The organism is Pseudoalteromonas gelatinilytica (assembly GCF_001641615.1).
GTDB classification, from domain to species: Bacteria; Pseudomonadota; Gammaproteobacteria; order Enterobacterales; family Alteromonadaceae; genus Pseudoalteromonas; species Pseudoalteromonas gelatinilytica.
In genome coordinates this window covers 88,776-112,874 of the sequence record NZ_LRRU01000017.1, presented here as the reverse complement: position 1 = coordinate 112,874, position 24,099 = coordinate 88,776, and the positions used below count along the sequence as shown (strand labels likewise).

Sequence of the window (24,099 nt, the reverse complement as noted above, 5' to 3'; positions counted from 1 at the left end):
AGGTGCCTAATTAAATGTCTTGTTCACGGTGACGAATTTTTACATTGGCATGGCTTTTCGCAAAGCTTTCACCAATTGTTTGCGCTAAATAAACAGAGCGGTGTTGGCCACCGGTACAACCAATTGCAATAGTTAGGTAACTGCGGTTATTGCGCTCTAAATGTGGCAACCATGTTTGCACAAAGGTCTGTATTTGCCATGTGAACTTTTGCACTATGCTGTGGCTCGCAAGATAATCTTTTACTGGTTGATCAAGGCCTGTTAGCGGCTTTAAATCTGGCTCCCAGTGTGGATTAGGTAAAAAGCGTGCATCAAATACGTAGTCAGCTTCTTTTGGTATACCGTGCTTAAAGCCAAACGACATAAAGGTGATAATCAGCTTTTTATCTTTTTTACCTAAGATCTTTTCGCGAATTGATTCAGCTAACTGATGAACACTCAAATCAGTGGTATCAATCATAAAATCAGCACGAGTGATCAGTACATCGAGCAAGATTTTTTCTTGTTTAATAGCAAGATCGAGTGGCAAAGAATCAATCGATAATGGATGTAAGCGGCGTGTTTCTGAAAAGCGCTTTATCAGGGTTTGATCATCACTATCTAAGTAAAATAGCGTTGGGTTTGCAAACCCTGGTAGGTATTCAAGAATATCATTAAATTCTTGCTGCTCTTTCGGTAAGTTACGTACGTCGATACTGACTGCTATTTTATCATAATTATCAGATACGCTACGTACGAGTGAAGGCAGTAAATTCACTGGAATATTATCAACGCAATAATAGCCTAAGTCTTCAAGTACTCGTAAAGCGACCGATTTACCTGAGCCTGAGCGACCGCTGATAATGATTAATTCCATTTATGCCTCTGCTGATATGACCTGAAACAGTTGCTGATCGGTTGTAGCACTGCGTAACTGTTTACAAAATTCTTTATCTTTAAGTCTATCAGCAATTGTTGATAAGGTCTTTAGGTGAAGCTGACAGTCACCATCTGGTACGATGAGTGCCACAAATATATCAACCGGGCGGTTATCAATAGCATCAAAATTGATGGGTGATTCACTCACTATGATAAACGCATGGGGTTCATCGGCACCGCTCATTCGACCATGGGGAATAGCAATACCGCGACCGATGCCGGTGCTGCCTAGTTTTTCTCGGTTGAGCAAAGCATCTAGGATATCTTGTTGCGATAAATGAGGAAGCTGCTGGTGGGCCAGTTCGCTGATATATTCAAGAATTCTTTTTTTGCTATTAAAAAGGACCGCAGCTTTGCTGCAGTCCTGGTTAGTAAGTGAACTTAGTTTCATAATTTAATGTCGAGCTAATTTCTCTTTGTGTTTAATGACTTGGCGATCAAGCTTATCGATCAGTGAGTCAATGGCTGCGTACATATCTTGATGTTCTGTAGAAGCGAACAATTCGCCCCCGTTTACATGTAAAGTTGCTTCTGCTTTTTGGCTTAATTTTTCTACATCTAGAATGACATGAACATTATTTATATGGTCAAAATGCCTTTCTAGTTTCGCAAACTTGGTGTTTACATAGTCTCTTAATGAATCAGTGATTTCTACATGACGACCAGTTAAATTTAGTTGCATAAGCATTTTTCCTTCTATGTAAAACGTCTAAATCAAACTCTTACGCTGATTAGACGGAGGTATTGCTAGAGACTCACGATATTTTGCAATTGTACGTCTAGCTACTTTAATTCCTTGCTCAGCCAATATATCTGCAATTTTACTATCACTCAATGGTTTAGCTGAGTTTTCTGCAGCCACTAACTTCTTGATTAAAGCGCGTATTGCCGTAGAAGAACACTCACCACCATTTTCGGTGCTGACATGGCTTGAGAAGAAATATTTCAACTCAAAAATACCCCTCGGGGTATGCATATATTTTTGCGTTGTTACACGTGAAATTGTCGATTCATGCATTTCGACCATTTCAGCAACATCATTTAGCACCATCGGCTTCATCGCTTCTGGGCCGTGCTCAAAGAAAGCTTGTTGTTGTTGAACGATACAGTTTGTTACTTTTAATAACGTATCGTTACGGCTTTCTAAGCTCTTAATAAACCACTTTGCTTCTTGTAAGTGAGAGCGAATAAATTGGCTGTCGCTACTCGATTTTACTGAGCGAGACATAGCCGCATATTGGCTGTTCACTCTAATCTTTGGCATACAATCTGGGTTTAACTCAACCACCCAGCGGCCTTTTACTTTTTTCACTGATACATCAGGTATAACGTACTCAGACTCTTCGCGTACTATGCTATCCGCAGGCTTAGGATTTAAGCTGTGAATAAGCGTCATCACTTCTTTAAGCTCATTTTCTTTAAGCTTAGTCTTTTTCATCAAAGTGCGATAGTCGCGACTCGCTAATAATTCGATATGCTCAGATAAAACCATTTTAGTTTCAGCTAAATATGGTGTGCTAGCGTCAAATTGACGAAGCTGAATGCAAAGGCATTCTTGTAAACTGCGCGCGCCAATACCAACAGGATCGAATAATTGTATTCTTTTTAAGACCGCTTCAACTTCATCAAGTTCGATTTCTTCTTCATCGTTATTTTGATTAAAGCTTTCGACAATATCTTCACAGCTGATCGTTAAAATACCTGAGTCGTCTATGGCTTCTACTATGGCTACGGCAATCGCTTCGTCAGTTGGGCTAAATGGCGTGAGCTGTAATTGCCACATCAGGTATTCTTGTAGGGTTTCAGTTGATGCGCCTTGGTAAATAGACTCATCTTCAGGCATCGGTCCTGACGATGTTGATGGGGCAGCACTCATGTACTCGTCCCACGTGACGTCCATAGCTAAGTCATCACTTACGGTGTCTTTATTGAGGGCGTCACTGCTTTCTTGCTCGTATTCGCTAGGTGCTTCTTCTGCAGACGCGCTCAGTTGCATATCGTCAGATTCAGCTTTTTGCTCATTCTTACCGATACTTTCTTCGTTGTAATCAGCCTCTTCCACTTCAAGTAGGGGATTACTATCAAGCGCTTCTTGAATTTCTTGCTGGAGATCCAATGTACTGAGCTGCAACAAACGAATCGCTTGTTGCAGTTGTGGAGTCATTGTAAGTTGCTGGCCCATGCGCAGCTGTAATGATTGCCTCATGTATCCCTAACAATCCTTTTTAAGTTATCGATGACTGTGCTGTGACAGTTAAAAAATTATCGATTTATTGTCATTGTTATAAGTCTAGCAGATGCTCTAGTCGGTGGCGTAATGGTTACAGCCTGAATTGCTCGCCTAGATATACATCACGTACAGTTTGGTCAGCTAATACGTGCTCAGGTGTGCCTGATGCAATTAGCTCCCCATGAGAAACAATGTAGGCTTTTTCACAAACATCAAGGGTTTCTCTAACATTATGGTCAGTAATGAGTACCCCAATACCGCGGTTTTTTAGGTGCTCAATAATTTTCTTTATATCTAACACTGAAATTGGATCAACACCAGCAAAAGGCTCATCTAAAAGGATAAATTTAGGATTTGCGGCTAATGCGCGAGCAATTTCAACGCGGCGACGTTCGCCACCTGACAGCGCCATACCTTGGCTGTCACGGATATGTTGAATGCTAAATTCGTCGAGTAAGCTGTTTAGCGTTTCTTCGCGGGTGGTTTTATTTAGATCTTTACGGGTTTCTAAAATTGCCATCAAGTTTTGATAAACCGTCAACTTTCTAAAAATTGACGACTCTTGCGGCAGATAACCAATACCTAAACGTGCGCGGCTATGCATTGGTAAAAGCGTAATGTCGTTATCATCAATGCTGATTTTACCTTTGTCGCTGGGTACTAAGCCTACAATCATATAGAAGGTTGTCGTTTTACCTGCGCCATTTGGACCAAGTAAACCAACAATGCTGCCAGCTTCAACTTCAAGGCCTACATTTTTAACCACTTGGCGGCCTTTGTAGCTCTTAGCTAAAAGCTCTGCTTTTAATGTGCTCATGGTTGGCCTTTGTTATCTTTTTTGTTTTCAACTGGAACGAGGATCGTGTGTACGCGATCTGTTGAGTTTTCGTCTTTTTCGGCGCTGATCAGCTGTTGAGCCATATCGTAGGTAATGCTTTTAGCCGTTACTTTTTGGCCCGATTGAGTGACTTCAGCTTCGCCATTGAGTGTTAAGAAGCGTTTCGCAACATCGTAACGTACTTCTTGTGCACTGGCGCTCATTACGGTGCCATCAGCTTGCTTTTCTTCGAAATAAGCAGGATTACCTGTCGCGATAATTAATTCGACAGTGCCTTCGGTGTCTCCACCGTGTGCTTCAAGACGTTCTGCTGTAATACGACGATTACCATGCACGATCTCTACGTTACCTTCGAATATGCCAACGCCATCTTTTAGTTTACCAACTTGGCGGTCTGAGCTAATGCTAATTTGTGCGCCAGTTTGCTCAGCAGCCGCGCCTGAAAACGCGATCAATAAGCTTGGGATCAGGAGTAGTTTCTTAAGTTTATTGGTCATAGTATATGGTTCGTGTATGGTTAGTTAACTCAACAATTTCGGTTTTTAGATCGGCTTTTAAGCCTTTCCCGGTAATCTTTAAATTCGGTCCTGTTAGCGTCACAGGTTGCTTAGAAAACATGGTCATTTTATCAATGTCGACATTAATGTTTTCAGCTTTAATATCTTCGATCATGCCGTTGTGGGTTAAGTTTTTAGCAACCACATCCCCTTCAAAAATCAGCTGATCGTTTTCGTATAAAGTGGCTTCTTTGGCTTTTACTTGCCATACCTGCTGGTCGCCATAAATCGTAAAAATTGGTTGTTCAAAAAAGGTAAACCCTAATTGTTGATACAACTCCATTTTGGCGGCCGCCACCTTATGACTAATTTTGCCTTGTTCGTCATACGCAGTTTGCTTTAAGGCAACGGCTGTATAATCAGGCGATGCTATGATCTCGTCTTCACTACTTATTGCGTCTGTTGATTGATTAAAGTACGGGTACCATAACCACACCATGCAACAAACAAAAACAATACTCAGTAAAATACGGGCTATATTCATGCGCTGGTTCCATCGCTAGTTAACGGCTTGCCGTTTTCTAACATCAGTAAATCAGTTAATTCACGCACGGCTCCAAAGCCACCTGGTAATAACGTGGTGTAATGAGCCAGCTTTTTAATAAGCGGGTGTGCATCGTTTACAGCAACAGCAAACCCCACTTTTTCCATTACTGGTAAGTCTGGACCATCATCACCAATATAGGCAATTTGTTCATCTGTCAGCGCCAGTTTATCTTTTAACTCTTGATAAGCAATCAGCTTATCTTCTTGTCCCTGATAAATGTGCTGAACTGTTAGGCTAGTCATTCGCTGCTGAACTATTTGTGAATGGCGGCCAGTAATCACCGCGACGTCAAAACCACTATTAATAAGCGCTTTGATGCCAAAGCCATCTTTTGTATTGAACGCTTTCAGTTCTTCGCCATCATTGCCTAAATAAATGCGACCATCAGAAAACACACCATCTATATCGCAGATTAGCAATTTTACTTTTTGTGCGCGCTGACTTACATCAGGGCTAAGTGGCTGGTATAGCTCAGCGAATGTCATTGCTTAAAGAACTCCTGCTTTTAATAAGTCTTGCATATTAAGGGCACCAATTGGCGTATTGCTTTGATCCACCACAATTAAACCATTGATACGCTTACGTTCCATAATGTTTAAAGCCTCTGCTGCAAGCATATCTGGGCGCGCAGTTGTGCATGAACGAGTCATTACTTGGCTAATTGCCGTACTATGAATATCAATACGTTGCTCTAAAATTCGGCGTAAGTCACCATCAGTGAATAATCCGGCTAACTTTTCATCCGCACCAATCACCGCTGTCATACCAAGGCCTTTGGCAGACATTTCAATGAGTGCATCTTTAATGCTTTGTGTTTCGCTAACAATCGGCGTGGCATCGCCCGCGTGCATGACATCATTTAATGTCAGTAATAAACGCTTACCTAAGCTACCACCAGGGTGTGAAAGCGCAAAATCGTCGGCAGTGAAACCACGGGTTTCAAGTAGCGCAACCGCCATTGCATCACCCATTACTAACGTTGCTGTAGTACTTGCGGTTGGTGCTAGACCTAATGGACACGCTTCTTGGCTAACTTTGATGCATACATGTACATCAGACAGTTTGGCCATAGTTGAATCAGGGTTGCCTGTTAATGAAATCATCTTTGCGCCAATGCGCTTAATAACAGGAATAATGCTAAGTACTTCGCTGGTCTCGCCTGAGTTTGAAATACACATCACCACATCATCACGGGTGATCATGCCTAAATCACCGTGGCTTGCTTCACCTGGGTGAACAAAAAACGCCGGTGTGCCGGTACTTGCAAGAGTCGCCGCAATTTTATTACCAACATGGCCAGATTTACCCATACCTATAACGATAGTACGACCAGTGCATTGGTACATTAGCTGGCAAGCGTTATCGAAATCTTGGTTAATGTATTGCTCAATTTCTTGTAAGGCTTGTGCTTCAATTTCAAGTACGCGCTTGCCTTGCGCGATAAAGCTTTGTTGTGTCATTGATTATCCTATTTGGCTAAAAATATAGCCCTGATATGCAATAAATGCGACTAACAATAAGCCACCTTCTACTCTATTGATACGACGAGCACCTTTAAAGTTCAATGACATGGCAATCAATACAATCGTTGCTGCAATCATGATAAGTGCATCGCGGTTTGCCGCAGAAGGGTCAATAATTGATGGGTTGATAATACCCGCAAGAGGTAATACGGCGAGTAAGTTAAATATGTTTGAGCCAACGATGTTGCCAAGCGCTAAATCGTCTTCGTTCTTTAATACCCCTGCAATACAGGCTGCCAGCTCTGGTAAGCTGGTACCAATAGCAATAATGGTTAAACCAATGACTAGGTCTGATAAGCCAAAGTATTTTGCGATATCAACGGCTGATTCAACTAAAAAATGTGAACTGATTGGCAATAAAATCATCCCGATGACTAACCAAAACACGGCAGATTTAGTACTCACGTTGTCTGGCACATCTTCACATGCTTCGCTAACAAAGGGGTCATCTTGATTTTTGGCACGCAGAGAGATAATAACTAGGCCTGCTATAAACACCACAAACGCAAGCATTAAAGCGACGCCCTCAGCGAATGAGAAGTAGTTGTCTGAGAATACATACCAAGCGGCTACTGAGATTAACAGCACTAATGGCATTTCGCGTTTTAATGTCATTGATGACACAGAAAGAGGACGCAGTAAGGCTGTGACGCCAAGTACAAGTAAGATATTAGTAATGTTAGAACCAACCGCATTACCAACAGCGGTATCTGTTTTATTGGCAAGTGCCGCAGATGCAGACACCATCATTTCAGGGGCTGATGAACCCATAGCAACAACGGTTAAACCAATGATTAGGGTGGGGATCCCCATATTTTTTGCGAGTGCAGCCGCCCCATATACAAACCGATCAGCACTCCAAACGAGCGCTGCAAAACCAATAATTAAAATGACAAAAGAAGTCACCATTGTGATACGCCAACATTACTTATACAGATGACTGCAAATAGTAACAAAAGCGAGCATGAAAGTATAAGTAAAAGAATGAGCTGGCGAGCATAAAGCCAGTGTCATGAGGAAACTAAATTTCAGCGGTGGTTAAGTTCTTTGCAGCTAGCTTTAGAATTTATTGAAAGGAAATATTACAAAATTTTACGATTTGTTTTTTCCATCTTGACTAAAAAACCCTTAAAATGGCAAAACTAGTGAAAAACGTTATGGAGAGCGACTTGTCGCAATCAATAGTAGAAATCAAGGATGTAACCTTTTCACGGGGCGATAGAATCATATATAAAAATATGAGTTTTAACATTCCGAAAGGCAAGATTACCGCTATCATGGGACCGAGCGGCATTGGTAAAACCACCATGTTGCGCTTAATTGGCGGTCAGCTTAAGCCTGATTCTGGTGACATTTTATTTGAAGGCAACAGCATTCCTGGCATGACTCGCAAGGAACTTTATGCTGCCCGCACGAAAATGAGTATGCTGTTTCAAAGTGGCGCGTTATTTACCGATATGTCAGTGTTTGACAATATCGCTTTTCCTTTGCGCGAACATACTCAACTTAGCGAAGATTTAATTCGTCTTGTCGTTTTAATGAAATTACAGGCCGTCGGTTTACGTGGTGCACAAGATTTGATGCCATCTGAGCTTTCAGGTGGTATGGCTCGCCGTGCAGCATTGGCACGTTCAATTGCCCTCGATCCAGAACTTATCATGTATGATGAACCTTTTGCGGGCCAAGATCCTATCTCAATGGGTGTGCTGGTTAAGCTGATTAAATCACTGAATGAAGTGTTAGGTTTATCATCACTTATCGTGACCCATGATGTTACTGAGGTGATGAGCATTGCTGATCACGTTATCATCATTGCTGATCAAGGGGTGATTGGCGAAGGTTCACCAGAGCAAATGCAAAACCATGAATCTGAACTTGTTCAACAATTCTTAAATGGTTTATCGGATGGTCCTGTACCATTCCATTTCCCAGCTCCTGCGTACGATGATGAATTACTAGGAGTGCACAATGCTTGATCTATTTCAGAAGTTAGGTCACAAGACACTAGGGCGCTTTGCAGCGCTGGGTCGGTCTACTCAAATGTTGTTTGGTGCATTAGTGAATATGCCAAACTTCAAAAAAGGCACACCTTTACTAATTCGCCAATTATATATGGTGGGCTCTCAATCTCTTTTAATCATTATGGTATCAGGTCTGTTTATCGGGATGGTGCTTGCCTTGCAAGGTTATACCGTGCTGGTCGGTTATGGTGCAGAAGACAGCTTAGGTCCCTTAGTGGCATTGAGCTTGTTACGTGAGTTAGGCCCTGTAGTAACCGCATTACTGTTTGCAGGCCGCGCGGGCAGTGCACTTACCGCTGAAATCGGCTTAATGAAAGCGACTGAGCAATTATCAAGTTTAGAAATGATGGCGATTGATCCACTTAAACGCATTATTGCACCGCGTTTTTGGGCTGGTTTTATCAGTATGCCATTGCTTGCATTAATATTTTCTGCAGTTGCTATTATTGGCGCTCATTTAGTGGGTGTTGATTGGCTTGGTGTTGACTCAGGAAGCTTCTGGTCAATCATGCAAGCGCAGGTGTCGTTTCAACAAGATATCGTGAACGGCATGATTAAGAGTTTTGTATTCGCCATGATCGTGACGTGGATTGCACTTTATAAAGGCTACGACTGTGTTCCAACTTCGGAAGGGATCAGTAAAGCGACAACAGAGACCGTTGTGCACTCGTCATTGGCAGTATTAGGTTTTGACTTTATTTTAACAGCGGTAATGTTTACCAGCTAATTAGGGTATAAAGATGAATTCACGGAAATTAGAAATTTTAGTTGGCTTTTTTGTAGCACTTGGTATTGCTGCATTTGCATTATTAGCATTTAAAGTTGCGAATGCCGGCATCAGTGGTAGCGGCGAAACCTACCAGCTAAACGCAAAGTTTGAAAACATTGGCTCTTTAAAAGCGCGAGCGCCAATTAAAGTAGGTGGTGTGGTTGTTGGTCGAGTTGAATCTATTTTTATTCACCCGAAAGAGTTTGTGCCAGTGGTCAATATGGCGATAGATGCAAACTACCTGTGTAAGTTTTCAGACACCACATCAATCTCAATTTTAACATCAGGTATTTTAGGTGAGCAGTATTTAGGTATTAACCCTGTAATCGCTCCAGACTCTGCAGAAAAACGTTGTATGGGTGAAGATGTTACAGCCAGTGCCGATGATGCGGGGCTTGATGATTTATTTGGTGTAGAGAGTAAAGCTCTTGCAGATGGTGACTACATCACAGATACCAAATCAGCACTTGTTCTTGAAGAGTTAATCGGTCAGTTCTTATTCAACCAGGGAGGTGAATAATTATGTTTAAGAAATTTATATTGTGTATTGCTGTGCTGTTTAGCCTAAACGCACATGCTGCAGAGCCTAAGGTTGATTTGAAAGACCCGTACAAAATGGTCCGCACAGTGTCTGATAACACCTTTGCGCGCATTACTAAAGACCAACCTCTTATCGCAAAAGATAAAGAACATTTACGTGTTATCGTAGAAGAAGAGTTGATGCCGTACATTGATTACAAATATGCCGCGCTTCGTGTACTTGGTAATCATGTATCAAAGGTGCGGGCAATCGAAGACAAAGATGAAAAAGCGAAAGCGATTAAAGAGCTTCAGCGTTTCATTGATGTTTTCCAAAAGTATTTAATTGCTACTTACGCAGGTGTATTTACTCAATACACTAACCAAAGCGTCGAGTTCGCTCCAGCGCAGCCTTTCAAAGGTCAAGATGTGGTTGTGGTTAAAACGAAGATAGTTGAAGCAGGTAAACCTGATATTAGAATCGACTTTAAAGTACGAGAAGACCGCAGTGGTGACTGGGGTGCGTACGATATGATTGCAGAAGGTATTAGCTTACTTGACGCTAAACAAAGTGAATTGCAGGGCATTTTACGTCAGCATGGTCTAGATTATGTAAGTGACTTACTAGAGCAAAAGAGTCAACTTCCGGTGCAATTTAGAGGCGATGGTGGCGATGAGTAAAATCGACATTACTCAACTTGAAGATAACCAGTTTCGGGTCAGTGGTGAACTGACTCGAAATTCAATTGGCCGTGAACGCCTTCTGAACGTCAAGCCAGATTCTAAACATAAAACATGGTATTTTGACCTTTCTGGGCTATCTAGGGTTGACACAGCGGGCTTAGCTTGGTTAATTCACTCTTTCGCAGAATTAAAGCAGCAAGGTATTCACCTTGAACTGCAAAATAGCCCTGAACAATTGCAAAATTTAATGCAGTTGGGTCAGGTCACAAACCTATTTGAGTGAGATTTATGGAAACAAGCCAAGTCGAAACGTTATTACGCGACGAATTAAAACTAGATGAAGTGATTGTTAAAGCAAATGGTAGCCACTACGAAGTGATTGCTGTTGGTGAGTGTTTTGATGGTTTATCTCGCGTGAAGAAGCAACAGTTGGTTTATGGTCCGTTAATGTCAACAATCTCAGACGGTACAATTCACGCAGTATCTATTAAAGCGTTCACACCGACTGAATGGAAACGCGAACAAAAATTCATTTTACCTCAATAGTCGCAGGGCCTCCTCATGGATCAATTTGTTATTCAAGGTGGCACCTCGCTGGCAGGTGAAGTCACTATTTCTGGCGCTAAAAACGCCGCTCTTCCAATTCTTTTTGCTGCGCTTTTAGGGCAAGGTAAAAGCACTTTTAGTAATGTTCCTCGCTTGCGTGATATCGGTACCACCGAAGCCTTGTTAAAAACGCTGGGCGCGAATGTCGAGTGGCAGCAAGACAAGCTCGTTATTGATGGCGCGACGGTAGATAAAACACTTGCTCCGTACGAGCTAGTAAAGCAAATGCGTGCTTCTGTGCTTGCTTTAGGTCCTTTGGTTGCTCGTTTTGGTGAAGCACAAGTATCACTGCCTGGTGGTTGTGCGATTGGTGCTCGTCCGGTTGATATCCATATTCAAGGTCTTGAGCGCATGGGCGCTATCATCAAAGTTGAAAATGGTTATATTAATGCCAAAGTTGATGGTCGCTTAAAAGGCGCTGAAATCTTTATGGAGATGGTCAGTGTTGGCGCAACAGAAAATCTACTTATGGCTGCAACGCTAGCTGACGGTAAAACGGTTCTTGAAAATGCAGCTCGCGAACCTGAAATTACGGATCTTGCTAATTGCTTAATTGCGATGGGTGCGAAGATCAGCGGTGCTGGCACTAGCCGTATCGAAATCGAAGGGGTTGAGTCACTATCGGGTTGTGAGTACAGCATTCTTCCTGATCGCATTGAAACAGGCACTTTCTTAGTTGCGGCGGCAATGGCTGGCGGTGAAGTGCTTTGTAAAAATACAGATCACCATAGTCTTGATCCTGTGATTGAAAAGCTACGCGCTACCAATGCCTTGGTTGAAGTCACAGATAACAGCATTTACCTTGATATGCGTGGCCGTGAGTTAAAGGCAGTGAATATCAAAACGATGCCACACCCAGGTTTCCCTACCGATATGCAAGCGCAATTTACAGCTTTGAATGTGGTAGCGAAGGGCAGTGCAACTATCACAGAAACGATTTTCGAAAACCGTTTTATGCACGTGCCTGAATTACAGCGTATGGGTGCTAACATTCGCTTAGAAGGGAATACGGCAATTTGTGGTGATACAGAACGCTTATCGGGCGCACAAGTAATGGCAACTGATCTACGTGCATCTGCAAGTCTAATTCTTACTGGCATAGTTGCTCAAGGTGAGACTATTGTTGACCGCATCTATCACGTAGACCGTGGTTATCAACGTATTGAAGATAAGCTGAGTGCGCTAGGTGCTAATATCAAGCGCCGTTCAAGCTAATCGCTAAGACTTATAAAAAAGGCCTAACATTTGTTAGGCCTTTTTTGTATCTGTATTACCTAAGTAACTACTGCTCGTCTTCGAGTTCTGCAACAGTCACCATTACTTTTAAGATTTTGCCATCGCGGTAAATCTCAAATTCGAGTTCTTTACCTGGTTCTGTATTCGCTAATTTTTCGAGTACTTGTTGTGGGTTTGCAACAGCAATACCGCCAATTTTAATCACAATGTCGGTTTCTCTAATACCGGCTTTCCAAGCTGGGCCAAATGGATCAAGCTGCGAGATACGCATACCTGCAACAGGCGTAAAGTTATCGCTAACATCTTTACCTGTGCTATCAATGCCTGTGCCACTAAAGCCTAAATAGCCACGGACTACACGGCCATGCTTTATTAGTTTATCCATCACATCTTTGGCAATCGAGTAAGGCACTGCAAAGAAGATACCTTGAATATCAAGGTTCTCATGGGTTTTAAATTGTGCCGAAGTGATACCTACTAAGTCACCTCGTGAATTGACAAGCGCCCCCCCTGAGTTACCTACGTTAATCGCAGCATCCATTTGTAAAAGGCTACTGTAAGGGCTGTCGATTAAGTTTTGCTTCCCTGTTGCACTGATAATACCTTGGGTGATGGTTTGACCTAAATTAAGTGGGTTACCAATCGCTAATACAACATCGCCAACACGGGGCTTGAAGCTATCGTTAACAGGAATTTTAGGTAAATGTTCTGCGCTGATTTTTAAAAGTGCTAAATCTGTTTGGGTATCAAAGCCAATCACTTGTACATCATAAAAACGACGACCATCAGCCAGCGTGACAATAATGAGATCGGCATTTTTGATCACATGGTAGTTAGTCAGAATATAACCGTCTTGAGTCATGATCACGCCCGAACCAAGGGCTTGAACGGTATTTTGACGTTTATAGCGAGGTTGATTCGAAATGCTTTCTGAAAAAATAGTAACAACCGACGGCGCTGCTTTTTGTACCGCATCAGCAAAGCTCATATGCTCAGAAGACATCGCTGCGGGTAGATTCATACTCGGTAATAGCGTGCTACGAAGACTTGGGTTAAATAACACCACTAAAAAGGCAATGCCTAAACCAGTGAAAAGCGGGGGAAGAATAAATTTAAAAAGTTTTAGCACGGTATTCTTATTATCAATGAGCAATCCCTTAATGATGGCACAAAAAAAATAACAGCGGCAAGCACCGCTGTTATTTTTTCATGATTTATCAACTAGGTTTACTGAATAAGTACGAAAACAAGCTCTCTACCACGTTTAACACCTAGTACTATGTTACCTTTGGTATTTTCGATGATCTTGTTCATGTCGCGAATTGTTTCAACACGTTGACGGTTCACTTGCATGATCACGTCACCTTCTTCAAGGCCAACACGAGCAGCAGGAGAGCGTGCTTCAACACCGGTTACTTCAACACCTTTACCATCACTCTTTTGTGTATTTTCAAGGGTTGCACCCTGGAATGCTGGGTGTGTCTCTTCGCCAGCAGCAGTGGTTGCTGATGCACCATCTAGCGTGACACTAACGGTTTTCACTTTACCATCTCGATAAAGGCCAAGTTTCACTTTTTTGCCTTCACCAAGGGTGGCAATTTTACTGCGCAGTTCATGGAAGCCACTAATTTCAGTGCCATCGACGCTGATAATTACATCACCGGCTTTGATACCCGCTTTGCTTGCTGCTGTATCATCCATTACTTGCATAACGTAAGCGCCTTGTTTTACGTCAAGCTGCTGTGCTTTAGCAAGGCCAGCGTCAAGTGGGCGACCCGAAATACCTAACGAGCCACGACGCACTTCGCCGTGTTCGATAATTTGGTCAACTAGGTTTTTCATCATGGTAGAAGGAATAGCGAAGCCGATCCCCACGTTACCGCCAGATGCGCCTAAAATAGCGGTGTTAATACCGATAAGCTCACCATTTAGATTTACTAACGCACCGCCTGAGTTACCTTGGTTGATAGCGGCATCGGTTTGAATAAAGTCTTCATAACCTTCTATATTTAAACCGCTGCGGCCAAGCGCACTAACGATACCTGATGTAACTGTGTGACTTAAACCAAATGGGTTACCAATGGCCACAGCAAAATCACCTACACGTAATTGGTCTGAATCGGCAATTTTAAGCGCCGTTAAATCTTCAGCGTCAATTTGTAGTAAAGCAATGTCTGATTCCTTATCGCTACCAATTTTGGTCGCTTCGTATTCTCGGCCATCCTCTAAGGTTACCACCATTTTTTCGGCATCTTCGATAACATGGTTATTAGTTACCACGTAACCTTCTTTAGCATCAATGATCACACCTGAGCCTAGGCCACTAAATTCACGCTTTTGACTGCCCCCACGAGGAACACCAAAAAAATCATCAAATGGTGTCGCACGGCGGCGGACTTCTTTTGAACCTGATACTTGAATACTCACCACACCTGGTGTGATTTGCTCAAGCATAGGCGCGAGGGTTGGCAATTGTTGACCATTAACAGCAACAGGAAGTTTTGCCATTGAAATTGCAGGGCTTAATAATAAGCTTGAAGATAAAATAGCAGCACTGATAACAGATAATTTCATTTTCATAGTCTGGGTTTACTCCACTTCAGAGATAAAGCAAAAACTAAAAAGGGCTGCATAAGCAGCCCTTTTCTTGGTTTAGATATAAAGCTGTTATATCTAAAGACTATGGGGTCAAAAAAAAGTTCATCAAGAGGCTTTAGAATGTTCTGAAACTTTCTGTGAACCGGTAAATAAGCCTGTTTCACCGACAACATAGTCAGCAGGTTGAGCTTCTGCGCTTGAACGATCGCCTCTGCGGTCTTGCAGTGAGTTTTGTAGTTGCTCAGTCGTTTCTTTAGAAAAGAACGGCTCATTTGGGTGCTGTTTTTTATCAGCAAGTAATAGTTTGTTTGTTTCTTCTACATGGTTTAGCAGCTGGTCGTAGTTATCTTTCATTTTAGATACTAGTTTACCTGTGCTTGCTAGGTGATCAGCTACATCTTGGCGGTATTGCTCAAGTGCATTGTTTGCTTGCTCGACTTGTTGTTCTAGTTCGTCTTGCTTAAATTGTTTTTTGGTTACAAAAGCACCAATGAAGAATGCTGAAATTGCAACGATAATTAGAATACCTACCCAGGTAATTGTGCCCATAAACCTACCCCTTTGGGAAAAAATAACAAAAACAAATACTTTATAGTCCAATCATTATTAAAATATGCTTAATTTGATTGTGAAATCATACTGCGGGTTAATATACCCTGAGATACGATGCGTGTTAATATACTGTGCAAATTTAACTGTGTTTTATTGTAACGACCTATGACTCCTTGGCAGAAATACCAACAAGATTTACAACGTGAAGACTTCGTACATGATGCAGCGCAAGAAAATGCAGTGCGCCATTTGCAAAGACTCTATGATGACCTAACGGCAGACAAACCCGCCGCGAAGGGATGGTTTGCCAAACTATTCTCTAAAGATAGCACGCCGAGTATAAAAGGGCTGTATTTTTGGGGCGGAGTAGGCAGAGGTAAGACCTATTTAGTTGATACTTTCTACGAAGCTTTACCCACTGACCGTAAAATGCGTGTGCACTTTCACCGTTTTATGCATCGCGTGCACGATGAGCTTAAAAAGTTAAAAAATACTAGTAACCCATTAAATGTGGTTGCAGATATCTTTAAATCTGAAACAGACATTATCTGTTTTGATGAATTTTTTGTGCAAGATATCACAGATGCAATGCTGCTAGGTGGTTTGATGGAAGCCTTATTTGAGCGCGGTATCGTGCTGGTTGCGACATCAAACATTGTGCCTGATGAGCTGTATCGAAACGGTTTACAACGTGCGCGTTTCTTACCAGCAATTGAGCTGGTAAAAGCCAACACCGAAATCGTAAATGTAGACTCAGGGGTTGATTATCGTTTACGTACCCTTGAGCAAGCCGAAATTTTCCATAGTCCGCTTGATAAGCAAGCTGATGATAATTTATTTGAATACTTCGATAAGTTGTCACCTGAGCCGGGTGTGCTCGATAAAGAAATTGAAATTGAAGGGCGGATGATCAAAACCCGTAAAGTGTCTGACTGTATTGCTATGTTTGAGTTTAGTGAACTATGCGAAACAGCCCGCAGCCAAGTTGATTACATGGAAATAAGCCGACTTTATAACACGGTGATTTTGTCTAACGTAAAATCATTAGGCCAAGCCAATGATGATGCGGCACGTCGTTTTATCGCGTTAGTGGATGAATTTTACGAGCGCCATGTAACGCTAATTATCTCTGCAGAAAAGCCAATAACCGAGCTATACAGCGAAGGTAACTTAAATTTTGAATTTAAGCGTTGTATTAGCCGTCTACAAGAAATGCAATCGCTAGAGTATTTAGCAAAAGAGCATCTAGCGTAGTAGAGCTGTCAGCCTTCAGCCGTCAGTTTTTAGCTGATCGAGATAGTGGTTTAGTTATTTGTGTTAATGAACTGAAGTAGCTTTACATTCATTTTTCGATTTTTAAGCTTTTGATAGCTGATAGCTGATAGCTGATAGCTGATAGCTGATAGCTGATAGCTGATAGCTGATAGCTGATAGCTGATAGCTGATAGCTGATTTTCTCGAATAAAAAACAACCATCATATAGCAATGTGGTTTAAGTGCTGGTATACTCCCGCGTCTGCCACGTTGCGTTCTATTGCCAGATATTAGTTTAGCCTCTAATTGACGGCTCAAAGTCTTAAACTCGAAGGGGTTAAAGCATTCAACTTAGAGCGGTAATTAATAATAATTACCTGTGGTTTTAAATTAAAAAACATTGGATTTTAATAAATGAAAACGTTTGTTGCTAAGCCAGAAACAGTAAAACGTGACTGGTACGTAGTTGACGCTGAAGGTAAAACTTTAGGTCGCATCGCTACTGAAATCGCTCGTCGCCTACGCGGTAAGCATAAAGCTGAGTACACTCCTCACGTAGATACTGGTGATTACATCATCGTTATCAACGCAGAGAAAGTTACTGTTACTGGTAATAAAGCAAAAGACAAAATGTACCACGCACACACTGGTTTCCCAGGTGGTCTTAAGTCTACTACTTTCGACAAGCTTCAAGCTGCAAAGCCTGAAATGATCATCGAAAAAGCTGTTAAAGGCATGTTGCCACGTGGTCCTTTAGGCCGCGCTATGTACCGTAAACTTAAAGTTTACGCAGGTACTGAGCACAACCATGCTGCACAACAGCCTCAGGTTCTAGACATTTAAGGAGCACTATCATGGCAAATCAATACTACGGTACAGGTCGTCGTAAAAGTTCAAGTGCTCGCGTATTCTTACGCCCAGGCACTGGTAACATCGTAATCAACAAGCGCTCTCTAGAAGAGTACTTCGGTCGTGAAACTGCTCGCATGGTTGTTCGTCAAGCATTAGAGCACGTAGAAATGACTGAAAAGTTTGACCTACACATCACTGTTTCTGGTGGTGGTACTACTGGTCAAGCTGGTGCTATCCGTCACGGTATCACTCGTGCACTTATGGAGTTTGACGAGTCTCTACGTCCTACACTTCGTAAAGCAGGTTTCGTTACACGTGATGCACGTAAAGTTGAGCGTAAGAAAGTGGGTCTTAAGAAAGCACGTAAGCGTCCACAATTCTCAAAACGTTAATATTTACGTTTATCAGAATACCAAAAACCCAGCTCCGGCTGGGTTTTTTGTTTTTGGAGCTGTCAGCCGTCAGTTTCTAGCTGAATGAGAGGTGAGCTTACTGCTTGAATGAACAAGTTCTTGCCAAGGCATAATATTCCCATACGCTTTCTCGCATCTCGCATCTCGCATCTCGCATCTCGCATCTCGCAGATGTACAAAAACCTACCTTTTTTTCGTTCGATATTTAACCACTGTTAATAATTAGTACGTATAACAGTAAAAAAACTTCAAGATTTAGCAAAATTAGCTTAAATCCATCAGTTAATTGATGAAATTTTTTGCTACAATTGGGGGGCAAGTAATGTGAGTGAGTTCAACAACAGCTAATGCAGAATTCTGTTTCCTCTTAGTGAGGTTGATCTTGGTCAGTATATTGTTTTTTTATATGCGTTATCATAACCAGCGGCTTCATACTCGAGCTAACCTAAATTAATAATTCATTAAATCGGGTTTATTCGAGCATGAGACTGTGAATAACCTTGTTTTAATCAAGGGTTTTAATTATGATCGCGTCTATTTTGAAATTTCTAAAAATTAACCTGCTGTAACTGATGTTCTCAATATGGCAAGTGTTGGGAATCATAGTGGAGATAAGTGGATGAGCAATGCGCCTGTAGACAATGGCCGACGTCGCTTTTTAACCATAGCTACCTCTGTTGTTGGTGGTGTTGGTGCGGCTGGGGCTGCTGTTCCTTTTATTGCGTCTTGGAATCCAAGTGAGCGAGCTAAATCTGCGGGTGCGCCTGTAGAAGTAGATATCAGCAAGCTTGAGCCAGGGCAATTAATACGTGTTGAGTGGCGAGGAAAACCTGTTTGGGTTATTAATCGTACACCAAAAATGCTTGAACAGATGAAAGAACATGAAGGTCAACTTCGTGATCCTGCATCTGAAGAGCCTCAACAACCTGAATCATCAACAAACGAATACCGTTCTCAACGTCCTGAGATCTTCGTTGCTGTTGGTATTTGTACGCACTTAGGTTGTTCTCCTAGCTTCCTACAAGGTGGCTTTGGTGAAAAAGTAGAGGGCACAGACGACGGTTTCTTCTGTCCGTGTCACGGTTCTAAATTTGATATGGCTGGTCGTGTATTCCAATCTGTACCTGCACCATTAAATCTAGAAATCCCTCCGTATACCTTCCTTGATGACACGACTATTCTAGTCGGTGAAGAAAAAGGAGTGGCGTAATGTTTGGTAAAATTATTGGTTGGATCGACGATCGTATTCCAATGACACGTGTTTGGAACATGCACATTGCACAGTATCCAGCACCAAAAAACTTTAACTTCTGGTACTTCTTTGGCTCACTAGCCATGTTAGTACTTGTTAACCAAATCGTAACTGGTATCTGGTTAACAATGAACTTCGTACCGTCTGCTGAAGGTGCTTTCGCATCGGTAGAATACATCATGCGTGATGTTGAATACGGTTGGTTACTTCGTTACCTTCACTCAACAGGTGCATCAGCGTTCTTTATCGTTGTATATCTGCACATGTTCCGTGGCATGATCTACGGTTCTTACCAAAAACCACGTGAACTACTGTGGTTATTCGGTATGTTCATCTTCTTAGCGCTTATGGCTGAAGCTTTCATGGGTTACTTACTTCCTTGGGGACAAATGTCTTTCTGGGGTGCACAGGTAATCATTTCACTATTCGGTGCGATTCCGGTAATTGGTGATGACTTAACGCTTTGGATCCGTGGTGACTACGTAATTTCTGGTGCTACGCTTAACCGCTTCTTTGCACTACACGTAATTGCATTACCTTTAGTAATCGTTATCTTAGTATTCTTACACATTGTTGCACTACACGAAGTGGGTTCAAACAACCCAGATGGTGTTGAAATCAAGCGTAAGAAAGGCACTGTTGCTGAAGAAGATAAGCCTAAATTTAAATTCCACGAGTATTACACCAACAAGAAAGACATTGTTGATGCAATCCCGTTCCACCCTTACTACACAGTGAAAGATATTGTGGGTGTGGTTGGTTTCTTAATCTTATTCTGTTGGGTTGTGTTCTTTATGCCTGCGATGAATGGTTTCTTCTTAGAAGCGCCAAACTTCGAAGCTGCTAACCCACTGAAAACACCAGAGCACATTTTCCCTGTTTGGTACTTTACGCCATTCTATGCGATTCTGCGCGCTATCCCAGATAAACTAATCGGTGTTATCGCGATGGGTGCATCTATCGTAGTGCTTGCGTTACTACCTTGGATTGACCGTGGTTCGGTTCGCTCTATTCGTTATCGTTGTGGTTTCCATAAACTTAACATCGCACAATTCGTGGTAACGTTCGTTATCTTGGGTTGGGTTGGTGCTACACCACAAACTGATTTCAAAACGCTGTTATCACAAATCACGACTGTGACATACTTCATGTTCTTCGTATTGTTATTTGTTTACAGCAAGAATGAGAAAACTAAGCCATTACCAACGAGGTTGACGAAATGATGAAAAAGCTAATTATCGGTTTATTCGCATTGTTGCCATCGTTGACAATGGCAGCAGGTCCTTCGGTTCCTTTAATGGATGCGAACATTGACCTGAAAGACAACGCGTCTTTACAACGTGGTGCTAAATTGTTCATGAACTACTGTCTTGGTTGTCACCAAATGCAGTATCAACGTTATGAGCGTACGTTCCGCGATATCGGTATTCCTACTGAAATTGGTCAAGAGCAACTAATTTTTGATGGCTCTAAAGTAGGTAGCCACATCAAGAATGCGATTGATAAAGATGACGCAGCTAAATGGTTTGGCGCAGCGCCACCGGATCTTACGCTTGTAGCGCGAGTTCGTGGTACTGACTGGATCTACACTTACCTGAAGTCATTCTATAAAGATGAATCTCGTCCGTTTGGCGTAAACAACGTTGTTTTCCCATCGGTAGGTATGCCACACGTTCTTCAAGAACTACAAGGTTTACCAACACCAATCACTGAAGAAGTGGAAGAACACGGTCACACAGTGACTAAAGTTGTTGGCACTGAAACAGATGGTTCAGGTGAAATGAGTGACGACGAGTACGATCGCGCTGCTCGCGACCTAACTAACTTCTTAGCTTACGTTGGCGAGCCGTCACGTTTAGAGTCAGAAGCGATAGGTATTAAGGTAATTGGTTTCCTAGTGATTCTATTTATCTTGGCATTCATGCTGAAGAAAGAATACTGGAGAGATGTTCACTAATCCTGGGCATTTTGAAAGGTAATTTTGTAATAGGGGCTTAAGCCCCTATTGCTGTTTTTGTAATATAATGGAGGTAGGCATGGCCGTAGCTGCCAATAAGCGCCCTGTAATGACCCTGTTTTCTGGTGCTAACTGTATGTATAGCCACCAAGTACGTATCGTACTTGCTGAAAAAGGTGTAAGTGTTGACATTCACCTGGCTGAAAAGGATAACCTGCCAGAAGCACTTCATGAGATTAACCCTTACGGTACAGTACCAACACTGATCGATCGTGAGCTTGGTTTATATCAGGCAAACATCATCATGGAATACCTTGATGAACGTTTCCCTCATCCTCCACTAATGCCAGTTTATCCGGTTATGCGTGGCCGTAGTCGTCTGATGATGCATCGTATCGATACGGATTGGTATAGCCTAGCTAACAAAATCACTAGCGGTAGCAGCGAAGCTGCGCAAGCACGTAAAGAGCTGACAGAAGCGTTACTTGCAATCGCACCAATCTTCTCTGAAGCACCTTACTTCATGAGCGAAGAGTTCAGCTTAGTTGATTGTTATTTAGCACCGCTACTTTGGCGTTTACCTGAGCTTGGCATTGAGCTTACAGGCGCAGGCGCAAAAGAGCTTAAAGAATACATGTTGCGTTTATTTGAGCGTGAATCATTCCAAGCTTCACTAACTGAAGCTGAGCGTGAGATCCGTTTATAATGACGCCTAATCGTCCTTATTTACTACGCGCCTTCTTTGATTGGATTGTTGATAATCAGTGCACACCTCACTTAGTGGTGAACGCTGATTTTCCTGCTGTACAAGTACCAACACAGTTTGTGCAAGACGGTCAGATCGTTTTGAACATTAGCCCATCAGCGGTAACACAATTTGCAATGGACAACCAACAGCTTAGCTTCAATGCGCGCTTTGGTGGTCAACCAATGCAAGTGTATGTACCTATGGGAGCTGTGCTCGCAATTTATGCACGTGAGAATGGTGAAGGGACTGTATTTACTGCAGAAGAATTCATCGAGGACGAAGACGATTTTGCTCCGGTATTAGAAAGTGTTGAAACAGCTGACGATATTACGCCAGATGATGAACCACCAACTAAGCCAGAGAAGAAAAAAGGTGCCCACTTACGAGTGATTAAGTAACCTTATTCAAATAAAAGAAAACCCGCTATTAAGCGGGTTTTTTATTATTAATTAATGGGTTGGCGTTACAGATATTCAAACACTTTAATAACACGTTCAACGCCTGATACGTTACGTGCTACATCAACCGCTAAATTCGCTTCAGAATCGCTCACTAAGCCCATTAAAAAGACTTCGCCATTCTCTGTTACTACTTTGATGTTATTGCTGCTGATGCTCTCTGTGGTGAGTAATTGCGTTTTCACCTTAGAGGTTAACCAAGAGTCGTGCGTTTGCGTGCTCATACCAATATTTGAACCAATGCGAATTTGGTTGTGAATTTTACGAATACCATCAACGCCTTCAATAGCACGTTGTGCTTCATCTTTCATTTCTTGGTTAGCTACTTGGCCGATCATTAGCACGATACCATTAACGCTGATAACGTTAACGTTGGCGTACTTATGAAGGCGCTCGTTTTCACTAATAGCGATAGAGCTTTTTATTTCGATGTTGTTATCGTCAATTTGCGAGCCAATTGTGCGGCGATCATTCGCGGCAGTTACAGCACCCGCTGTACCGGCGACAACAGCAGCTGCACAGCCTTGCAGCAATAAAACGGTACCAAATACTAGTAAAGACTGTTTAAACATTAATTTTCTTCCTGTGGGAATAAGGTTAAATCGATAAGCTCACTTAGGCAGTGTAAATTCACTAAATGCGACTCAACAATGCGGCTTGGGCGTTTTGATGGCACACGAATTTCAACGTCATTTGGGCCAAGTAAGCCAACTAATTCACCACCATCATCGCCAACAAGCACAATCACTTTCATATCACGGGTTAGCGCCGCTTCGACCGCTGAGATAATTTGCTTTTCATTACCATTCACGGCAATTGCTAGTAAAAGATCGCCTTGCTGTGCAAATGCACGAATTTGTCTTGCAAAAGTTTCGTGCTCATCATTGTTTGCAATTGCACCTAAGTTAACTTGCTCTTGTGCGAGCGCAACAGCGGGTAGGCAAGGGCGCTCGGTTTCATAAAAGTTAATTAATAGCCCTGCCATGTGCTGTGCCAACATATGACAGCTTGGGGTGCCACAACAGAGCAATTTATTGCCGTTAATAAGGCTTTGTGCAATGGTGAACGCTGCTGACTCAAGTGCACTTGGCAACACTTCACCCGCTGCTATTTGAACCTGAATATTTTCGGTAAAGATTTTTTTAATTGTTTCTTGCATAACCTACCAAATTAAGCCGACGCCAAACGGCGTTAGTAAACATTTTTAAACCAGTTTAGGGTGCTGTTAAGCTCTCCTGTAATAGCAACATAATCTATCCGCATTGCCTGGTTTGAGATCTTTTTCTCGGCAAGATAATGGCTAATAGTACGCCTTAATCGTTGCTGCTTTTGTTTGCTGAGCGCATAGTTTGCACCACCACGCAGGGCGTTTTTTCTAAATTTTACTTCTACAAAAACCAATGTTTGCCCGTCGCGCATTATTAGGTCGAGCTCGCCGTACTTGCATAAGTAATTGCGCTCAATGGCTTTTAAGCCATGTTGTATTAAATACTGTTCTGCCTGATGTTCGTAATACAGGCCTTTTTCGCGGCTATTTTGCCACAATTGCTTAAACCACGACATAGCT

The 24,099-nt window shown here is 42.2% G+C and carries 31 protein-coding genes; 15 read left to right on the top strand and 16 right to left on the bottom strand.

The features are described from left to right. Positions 1–10 precede the first annotated feature (10 nt). The 10 genes from rapZ to NH153_RS08130 form a co-directional block, all read right to left on the bottom strand. The gene (gene rapZ, locus NH153_RS08175) at positions 11–856 is read right to left on the bottom strand and encodes an RNase adapter RapZ (protein ID WP_054561107.1); all 846 of its coding nucleotides are present in this window, start codon (positions 854–856) and stop codon (positions 11–13) included. Then, positions 857–1,309 (bottom strand): PTS IIA-like nitrogen regulatory protein PtsN, encoded by a 453-nt coding sequence (gene ptsN, locus NH153_RS08170; protein ID WP_063702723.1) that lies wholly within the window; start codon positions 1,307–1,309, stop codon positions 857–859. A 3-nt stretch (positions 1,310–1,312) separates the two neighbouring features. Then, positions 1,313–1,600 (bottom strand): ribosome hibernation promoting factor, encoded by a 288-nt coding sequence (hpf, locus tag NH153_RS08165; protein ID WP_036971325.1) that lies wholly within the window; start codon positions 1,598–1,600, stop codon positions 1,313–1,315. A gap of 27 nt (positions 1,601–1,627) precedes the next feature. Continuing rightward, positions 1,628–3,124: an RNA polymerase factor sigma-54 gene (locus tag NH153_RS08160; RefSeq protein ID WP_063702721.1), complete on the bottom strand. Its 1,497-nt coding sequence runs from the start codon at positions 3,122–3,124 to the stop codon at positions 1,628–1,630. 115 nt (positions 3,125–3,239) lie between these two features. Next, positions 3,240–3,965, bottom strand: coding sequence for an LPS export ABC transporter ATP-binding protein (lptB, locus tag NH153_RS08155; RefSeq protein ID WP_062566533.1), 726 nt, complete (start codon positions 3,963–3,965; stop codon positions 3,240–3,242). Next, positions 3,962–4,483 carry a lipopolysaccharide transport periplasmic protein LptA gene (gene lptA, locus NH153_RS08150; protein WP_063702719.1) on the bottom strand — a complete coding sequence of 174 codons (522 nt, stop codon included), beginning with the start codon at positions 4,481–4,483 and terminating at the stop codon, positions 3,962–3,964. Before lptA ends, lptB begins: the two co-directional genes overlap by 4 nt. Continuing rightward, positions 4,473–5,027 (bottom strand): LPS export ABC transporter periplasmic protein LptC, encoded by a 555-nt coding sequence (gene lptC, locus NH153_RS08145; protein WP_063702717.1) that lies wholly within the window; start codon positions 5,025–5,027, stop codon positions 4,473–4,475. The genes lptA and lptC overlap by 11 nt, the downstream gene beginning before the upstream one ends. Next, positions 5,024–5,575: a 3-deoxy-manno-octulosonate-8-phosphatase KdsC gene (kdsC, locus tag NH153_RS08140; protein ID WP_063702715.1), complete on the bottom strand. Its 552-nt coding sequence runs from the start codon at positions 5,573–5,575 to the stop codon at positions 5,024–5,026. The genes lptC and kdsC overlap by 4 nt, the downstream gene beginning before the upstream one ends. Before the next feature lie 3 nt (positions 5,576–5,578). Then, complete coding sequence (locus NH153_RS08135) at positions 5,579–6,550, bottom strand: KpsF/GutQ family sugar-phosphate isomerase (protein WP_063702714.1); 972 nt, start codon at positions 6,548–6,550, stop codon at positions 5,579–5,581. A gap of 3 nt (positions 6,551–6,553) precedes the next feature. Next, entirely contained in the window at positions 6,554–7,522 is a 969-nt protein-coding gene (locus tag NH153_RS08130) for a calcium/sodium antiporter (RefSeq protein WP_063702712.1), read from the bottom strand. A 248-nt stretch (positions 7,523–7,770) separates the two neighbouring features. Here NH153_RS08130 and NH153_RS08125 point away from each other — a divergent pair, with 248 nt between their 5' ends. Genes NH153_RS08125 through murA form a run of 7 tightly spaced genes read left to right on the top strand, consistent with a single transcriptional unit; the run spans position 7,771 to position 12,427 of the window. Continuing rightward, positions 7,771–8,589, top strand: a complete 819-nt coding sequence (locus tag NH153_RS08125) for an ATP-binding cassette domain-containing protein (RefSeq protein WP_082401555.1) — start codon at positions 7,771–7,773, stop codon at positions 8,587–8,589. Then, a complete protein-coding gene (mlaE, locus tag NH153_RS08120) occupies positions 8,582–9,361 on the top strand; it encodes a lipid asymmetry maintenance ABC transporter permease subunit MlaE (protein WP_063702710.1) in 780 nt (259 codons plus the stop codon). The genes NH153_RS08125 and mlaE overlap by 8 nt, the downstream gene beginning before the upstream one ends. A gap of 13 nt (positions 9,362–9,374) precedes the next feature. Then, positions 9,375–9,923, top strand: coding sequence for an outer membrane lipid asymmetry maintenance protein MlaD (gene mlaD / locus NH153_RS08115; protein WP_063702708.1), 549 nt, complete (start codon positions 9,375–9,377; stop codon positions 9,921–9,923). A gap of 2 nt (positions 9,924–9,925) precedes the next feature. After that, positions 9,926–10,603 carry an MlaC/ttg2D family ABC transporter substrate-binding protein gene (locus tag NH153_RS08110; protein WP_063702706.1) on the top strand — a complete coding sequence of 226 codons (678 nt, stop codon included), beginning with the start codon at positions 9,926–9,928 and terminating at the stop codon, positions 10,601–10,603. After that, positions 10,596–10,889 (top strand): STAS domain-containing protein, encoded by a 294-nt coding sequence (locus NH153_RS08105; RefSeq protein WP_063702704.1) that lies wholly within the window; start codon positions 10,596–10,598, stop codon positions 10,887–10,889. The genes NH153_RS08110 and NH153_RS08105 overlap by 8 nt, the downstream gene beginning before the upstream one ends. A gap of 5 nt (positions 10,890–10,894) precedes the next feature. Beyond that, complete coding sequence (locus NH153_RS08100) at positions 10,895–11,152, top strand: BolA family protein (protein ID WP_063702702.1); 258 nt, start codon at positions 10,895–10,897, stop codon at positions 11,150–11,152. Positions 11,153–11,167: 15 nt separating this feature from the next. Next, positions 11,168–12,427, top strand: coding sequence for a UDP-N-acetylglucosamine 1-carboxyvinyltransferase (gene murA, locus NH153_RS08095; RefSeq protein WP_063702700.1), 1,260 nt, complete (start codon positions 11,168–11,170; stop codon positions 12,425–12,427). 67 nt (positions 12,428–12,494) lie between these two features. Here the strand turns inward: murA and NH153_RS08090 are convergent, their stop codons facing one another. The 3 genes from NH153_RS08090 to NH153_RS08080 form a co-directional block, all read right to left on the bottom strand. Then, positions 12,495–13,577 carry a trypsin-like peptidase domain-containing protein gene (locus NH153_RS08090; RefSeq protein ID WP_063702698.1) on the bottom strand — a complete coding sequence of 361 codons (1,083 nt, stop codon included), beginning with the start codon at positions 13,575–13,577 and terminating at the stop codon, positions 12,495–12,497. A gap of 98 nt (positions 13,578–13,675) precedes the next feature. Next, complete coding sequence (locus NH153_RS08085) at positions 13,676–15,028, bottom strand: Do family serine endopeptidase (RefSeq protein ID WP_063702696.1); 1,353 nt, start codon at positions 15,026–15,028, stop codon at positions 13,676–13,678. A gap of 123 nt (positions 15,029–15,151) precedes the next feature. Then, positions 15,152–15,595 carry a Z-ring associated ZapG family protein gene (locus NH153_RS08080; protein WP_063702694.1) on the bottom strand — a complete coding sequence of 148 codons (444 nt, stop codon included), beginning with the start codon at positions 15,593–15,595 and terminating at the stop codon, positions 15,152–15,154. A gap of 168 nt (positions 15,596–15,763) precedes the next feature. Between NH153_RS08080 and zapE the strand changes: the two genes are divergently transcribed. The 8 genes from zapE (at position 15,764) to NH153_RS08040 (ending at position 22,472) form a co-directional block, all read left to right on the top strand. Further along, complete coding sequence (zapE, locus tag NH153_RS08075; RefSeq protein WP_054561089.1) at positions 15,764–16,852, top strand: cell division protein ZapE; 1,089 nt, start codon at positions 15,764–15,766, stop codon at positions 16,850–16,852. Between the two features lie 414 nt (positions 16,853–17,266). Continuing rightward, positions 17,267–17,695 (top strand): 50S ribosomal protein L13, encoded by a 429-nt coding sequence (gene rplM / locus NH153_RS08070; protein ID WP_062568574.1) that lies wholly within the window; start codon positions 17,267–17,269, stop codon positions 17,693–17,695. An 8-nt stretch (positions 17,696–17,703) separates the two neighbouring features. Continuing rightward, the gene (gene rpsI, locus NH153_RS08065; RefSeq protein WP_095209788.1) at positions 17,704–18,096 is read left to right on the top strand and encodes a 30S ribosomal protein S9; all 393 of its coding nucleotides are present in this window, start codon (positions 17,704–17,706) and stop codon (positions 18,094–18,096) included. A 640-nt stretch (positions 18,097–18,736) separates the two neighbouring features. Then, on the top strand, positions 18,737–19,327 hold the full coding sequence (gene petA, locus NH153_RS08060) for a ubiquinol-cytochrome c reductase iron-sulfur subunit (protein ID WP_063702692.1): 591 nt from the start codon (positions 18,737–18,739) through the stop codon (positions 19,325–19,327). After that, a complete protein-coding gene (locus tag NH153_RS08055; RefSeq protein WP_063702690.1) occupies positions 19,327–20,592 on the top strand; it encodes a cytochrome b in 1,266 nt (421 codons plus the stop codon). The genes petA and NH153_RS08055 overlap by 1 nt, the downstream gene beginning before the upstream one ends. Then, positions 20,589–21,326, top strand: coding sequence for a cytochrome c1 (locus tag NH153_RS08050; RefSeq protein ID WP_063702688.1), 738 nt, complete (start codon positions 20,589–20,591; stop codon positions 21,324–21,326). The genes NH153_RS08055 and NH153_RS08050 overlap by 4 nt, the downstream gene beginning before the upstream one ends. 79 nt (positions 21,327–21,405) lie before the next feature. Next, a complete protein-coding gene (sspA, locus tag NH153_RS08045; RefSeq protein WP_063702686.1) occupies positions 21,406–22,032 on the top strand; it encodes a stringent starvation protein SspA in 627 nt (208 codons plus the stop codon). Next, positions 22,032–22,472 (top strand): ClpXP protease specificity-enhancing factor, encoded by a 441-nt coding sequence (locus tag NH153_RS08040; RefSeq protein WP_063702684.1) that lies wholly within the window; start codon positions 22,032–22,034, stop codon positions 22,470–22,472. Before sspA ends, NH153_RS08040 begins: the two co-directional genes overlap by 1 nt. A 65-nt stretch (positions 22,473–22,537) precedes the next feature. Here the strand turns inward: NH153_RS08040 and dolP are convergent, their stop codons facing one another. From dolP to NH153_RS08025, 3 genes are read right to left on the bottom strand one after another with little or no spacing between them, the layout of a single operon-like run. Beyond that, a complete protein-coding gene (dolP, locus tag NH153_RS08035; RefSeq protein WP_063702681.1) occupies positions 22,538–23,104 on the bottom strand; it encodes a division/outer membrane stress-associated lipid-binding lipoprotein in 567 nt (188 codons plus the stop codon). Continuing rightward, positions 23,104–23,691: an SIS domain-containing protein gene (locus tag NH153_RS08030; RefSeq protein WP_063702679.1), complete on the bottom strand. Its 588-nt coding sequence runs from the start codon at positions 23,689–23,691 to the stop codon at positions 23,104–23,106. The genes dolP and NH153_RS08030 overlap by 1 nt, the downstream gene beginning before the upstream one ends. 32 nt (positions 23,692–23,723) lie before the next feature. Continuing rightward, positions 23,724–24,095: a YraN family protein gene (locus NH153_RS08025; protein ID WP_063702677.1), complete on the bottom strand. Its 372-nt coding sequence runs from the start codon at positions 24,093–24,095 to the stop codon at positions 23,724–23,726. Positions 24,096–24,099: the final 4 nt, after the last annotated feature.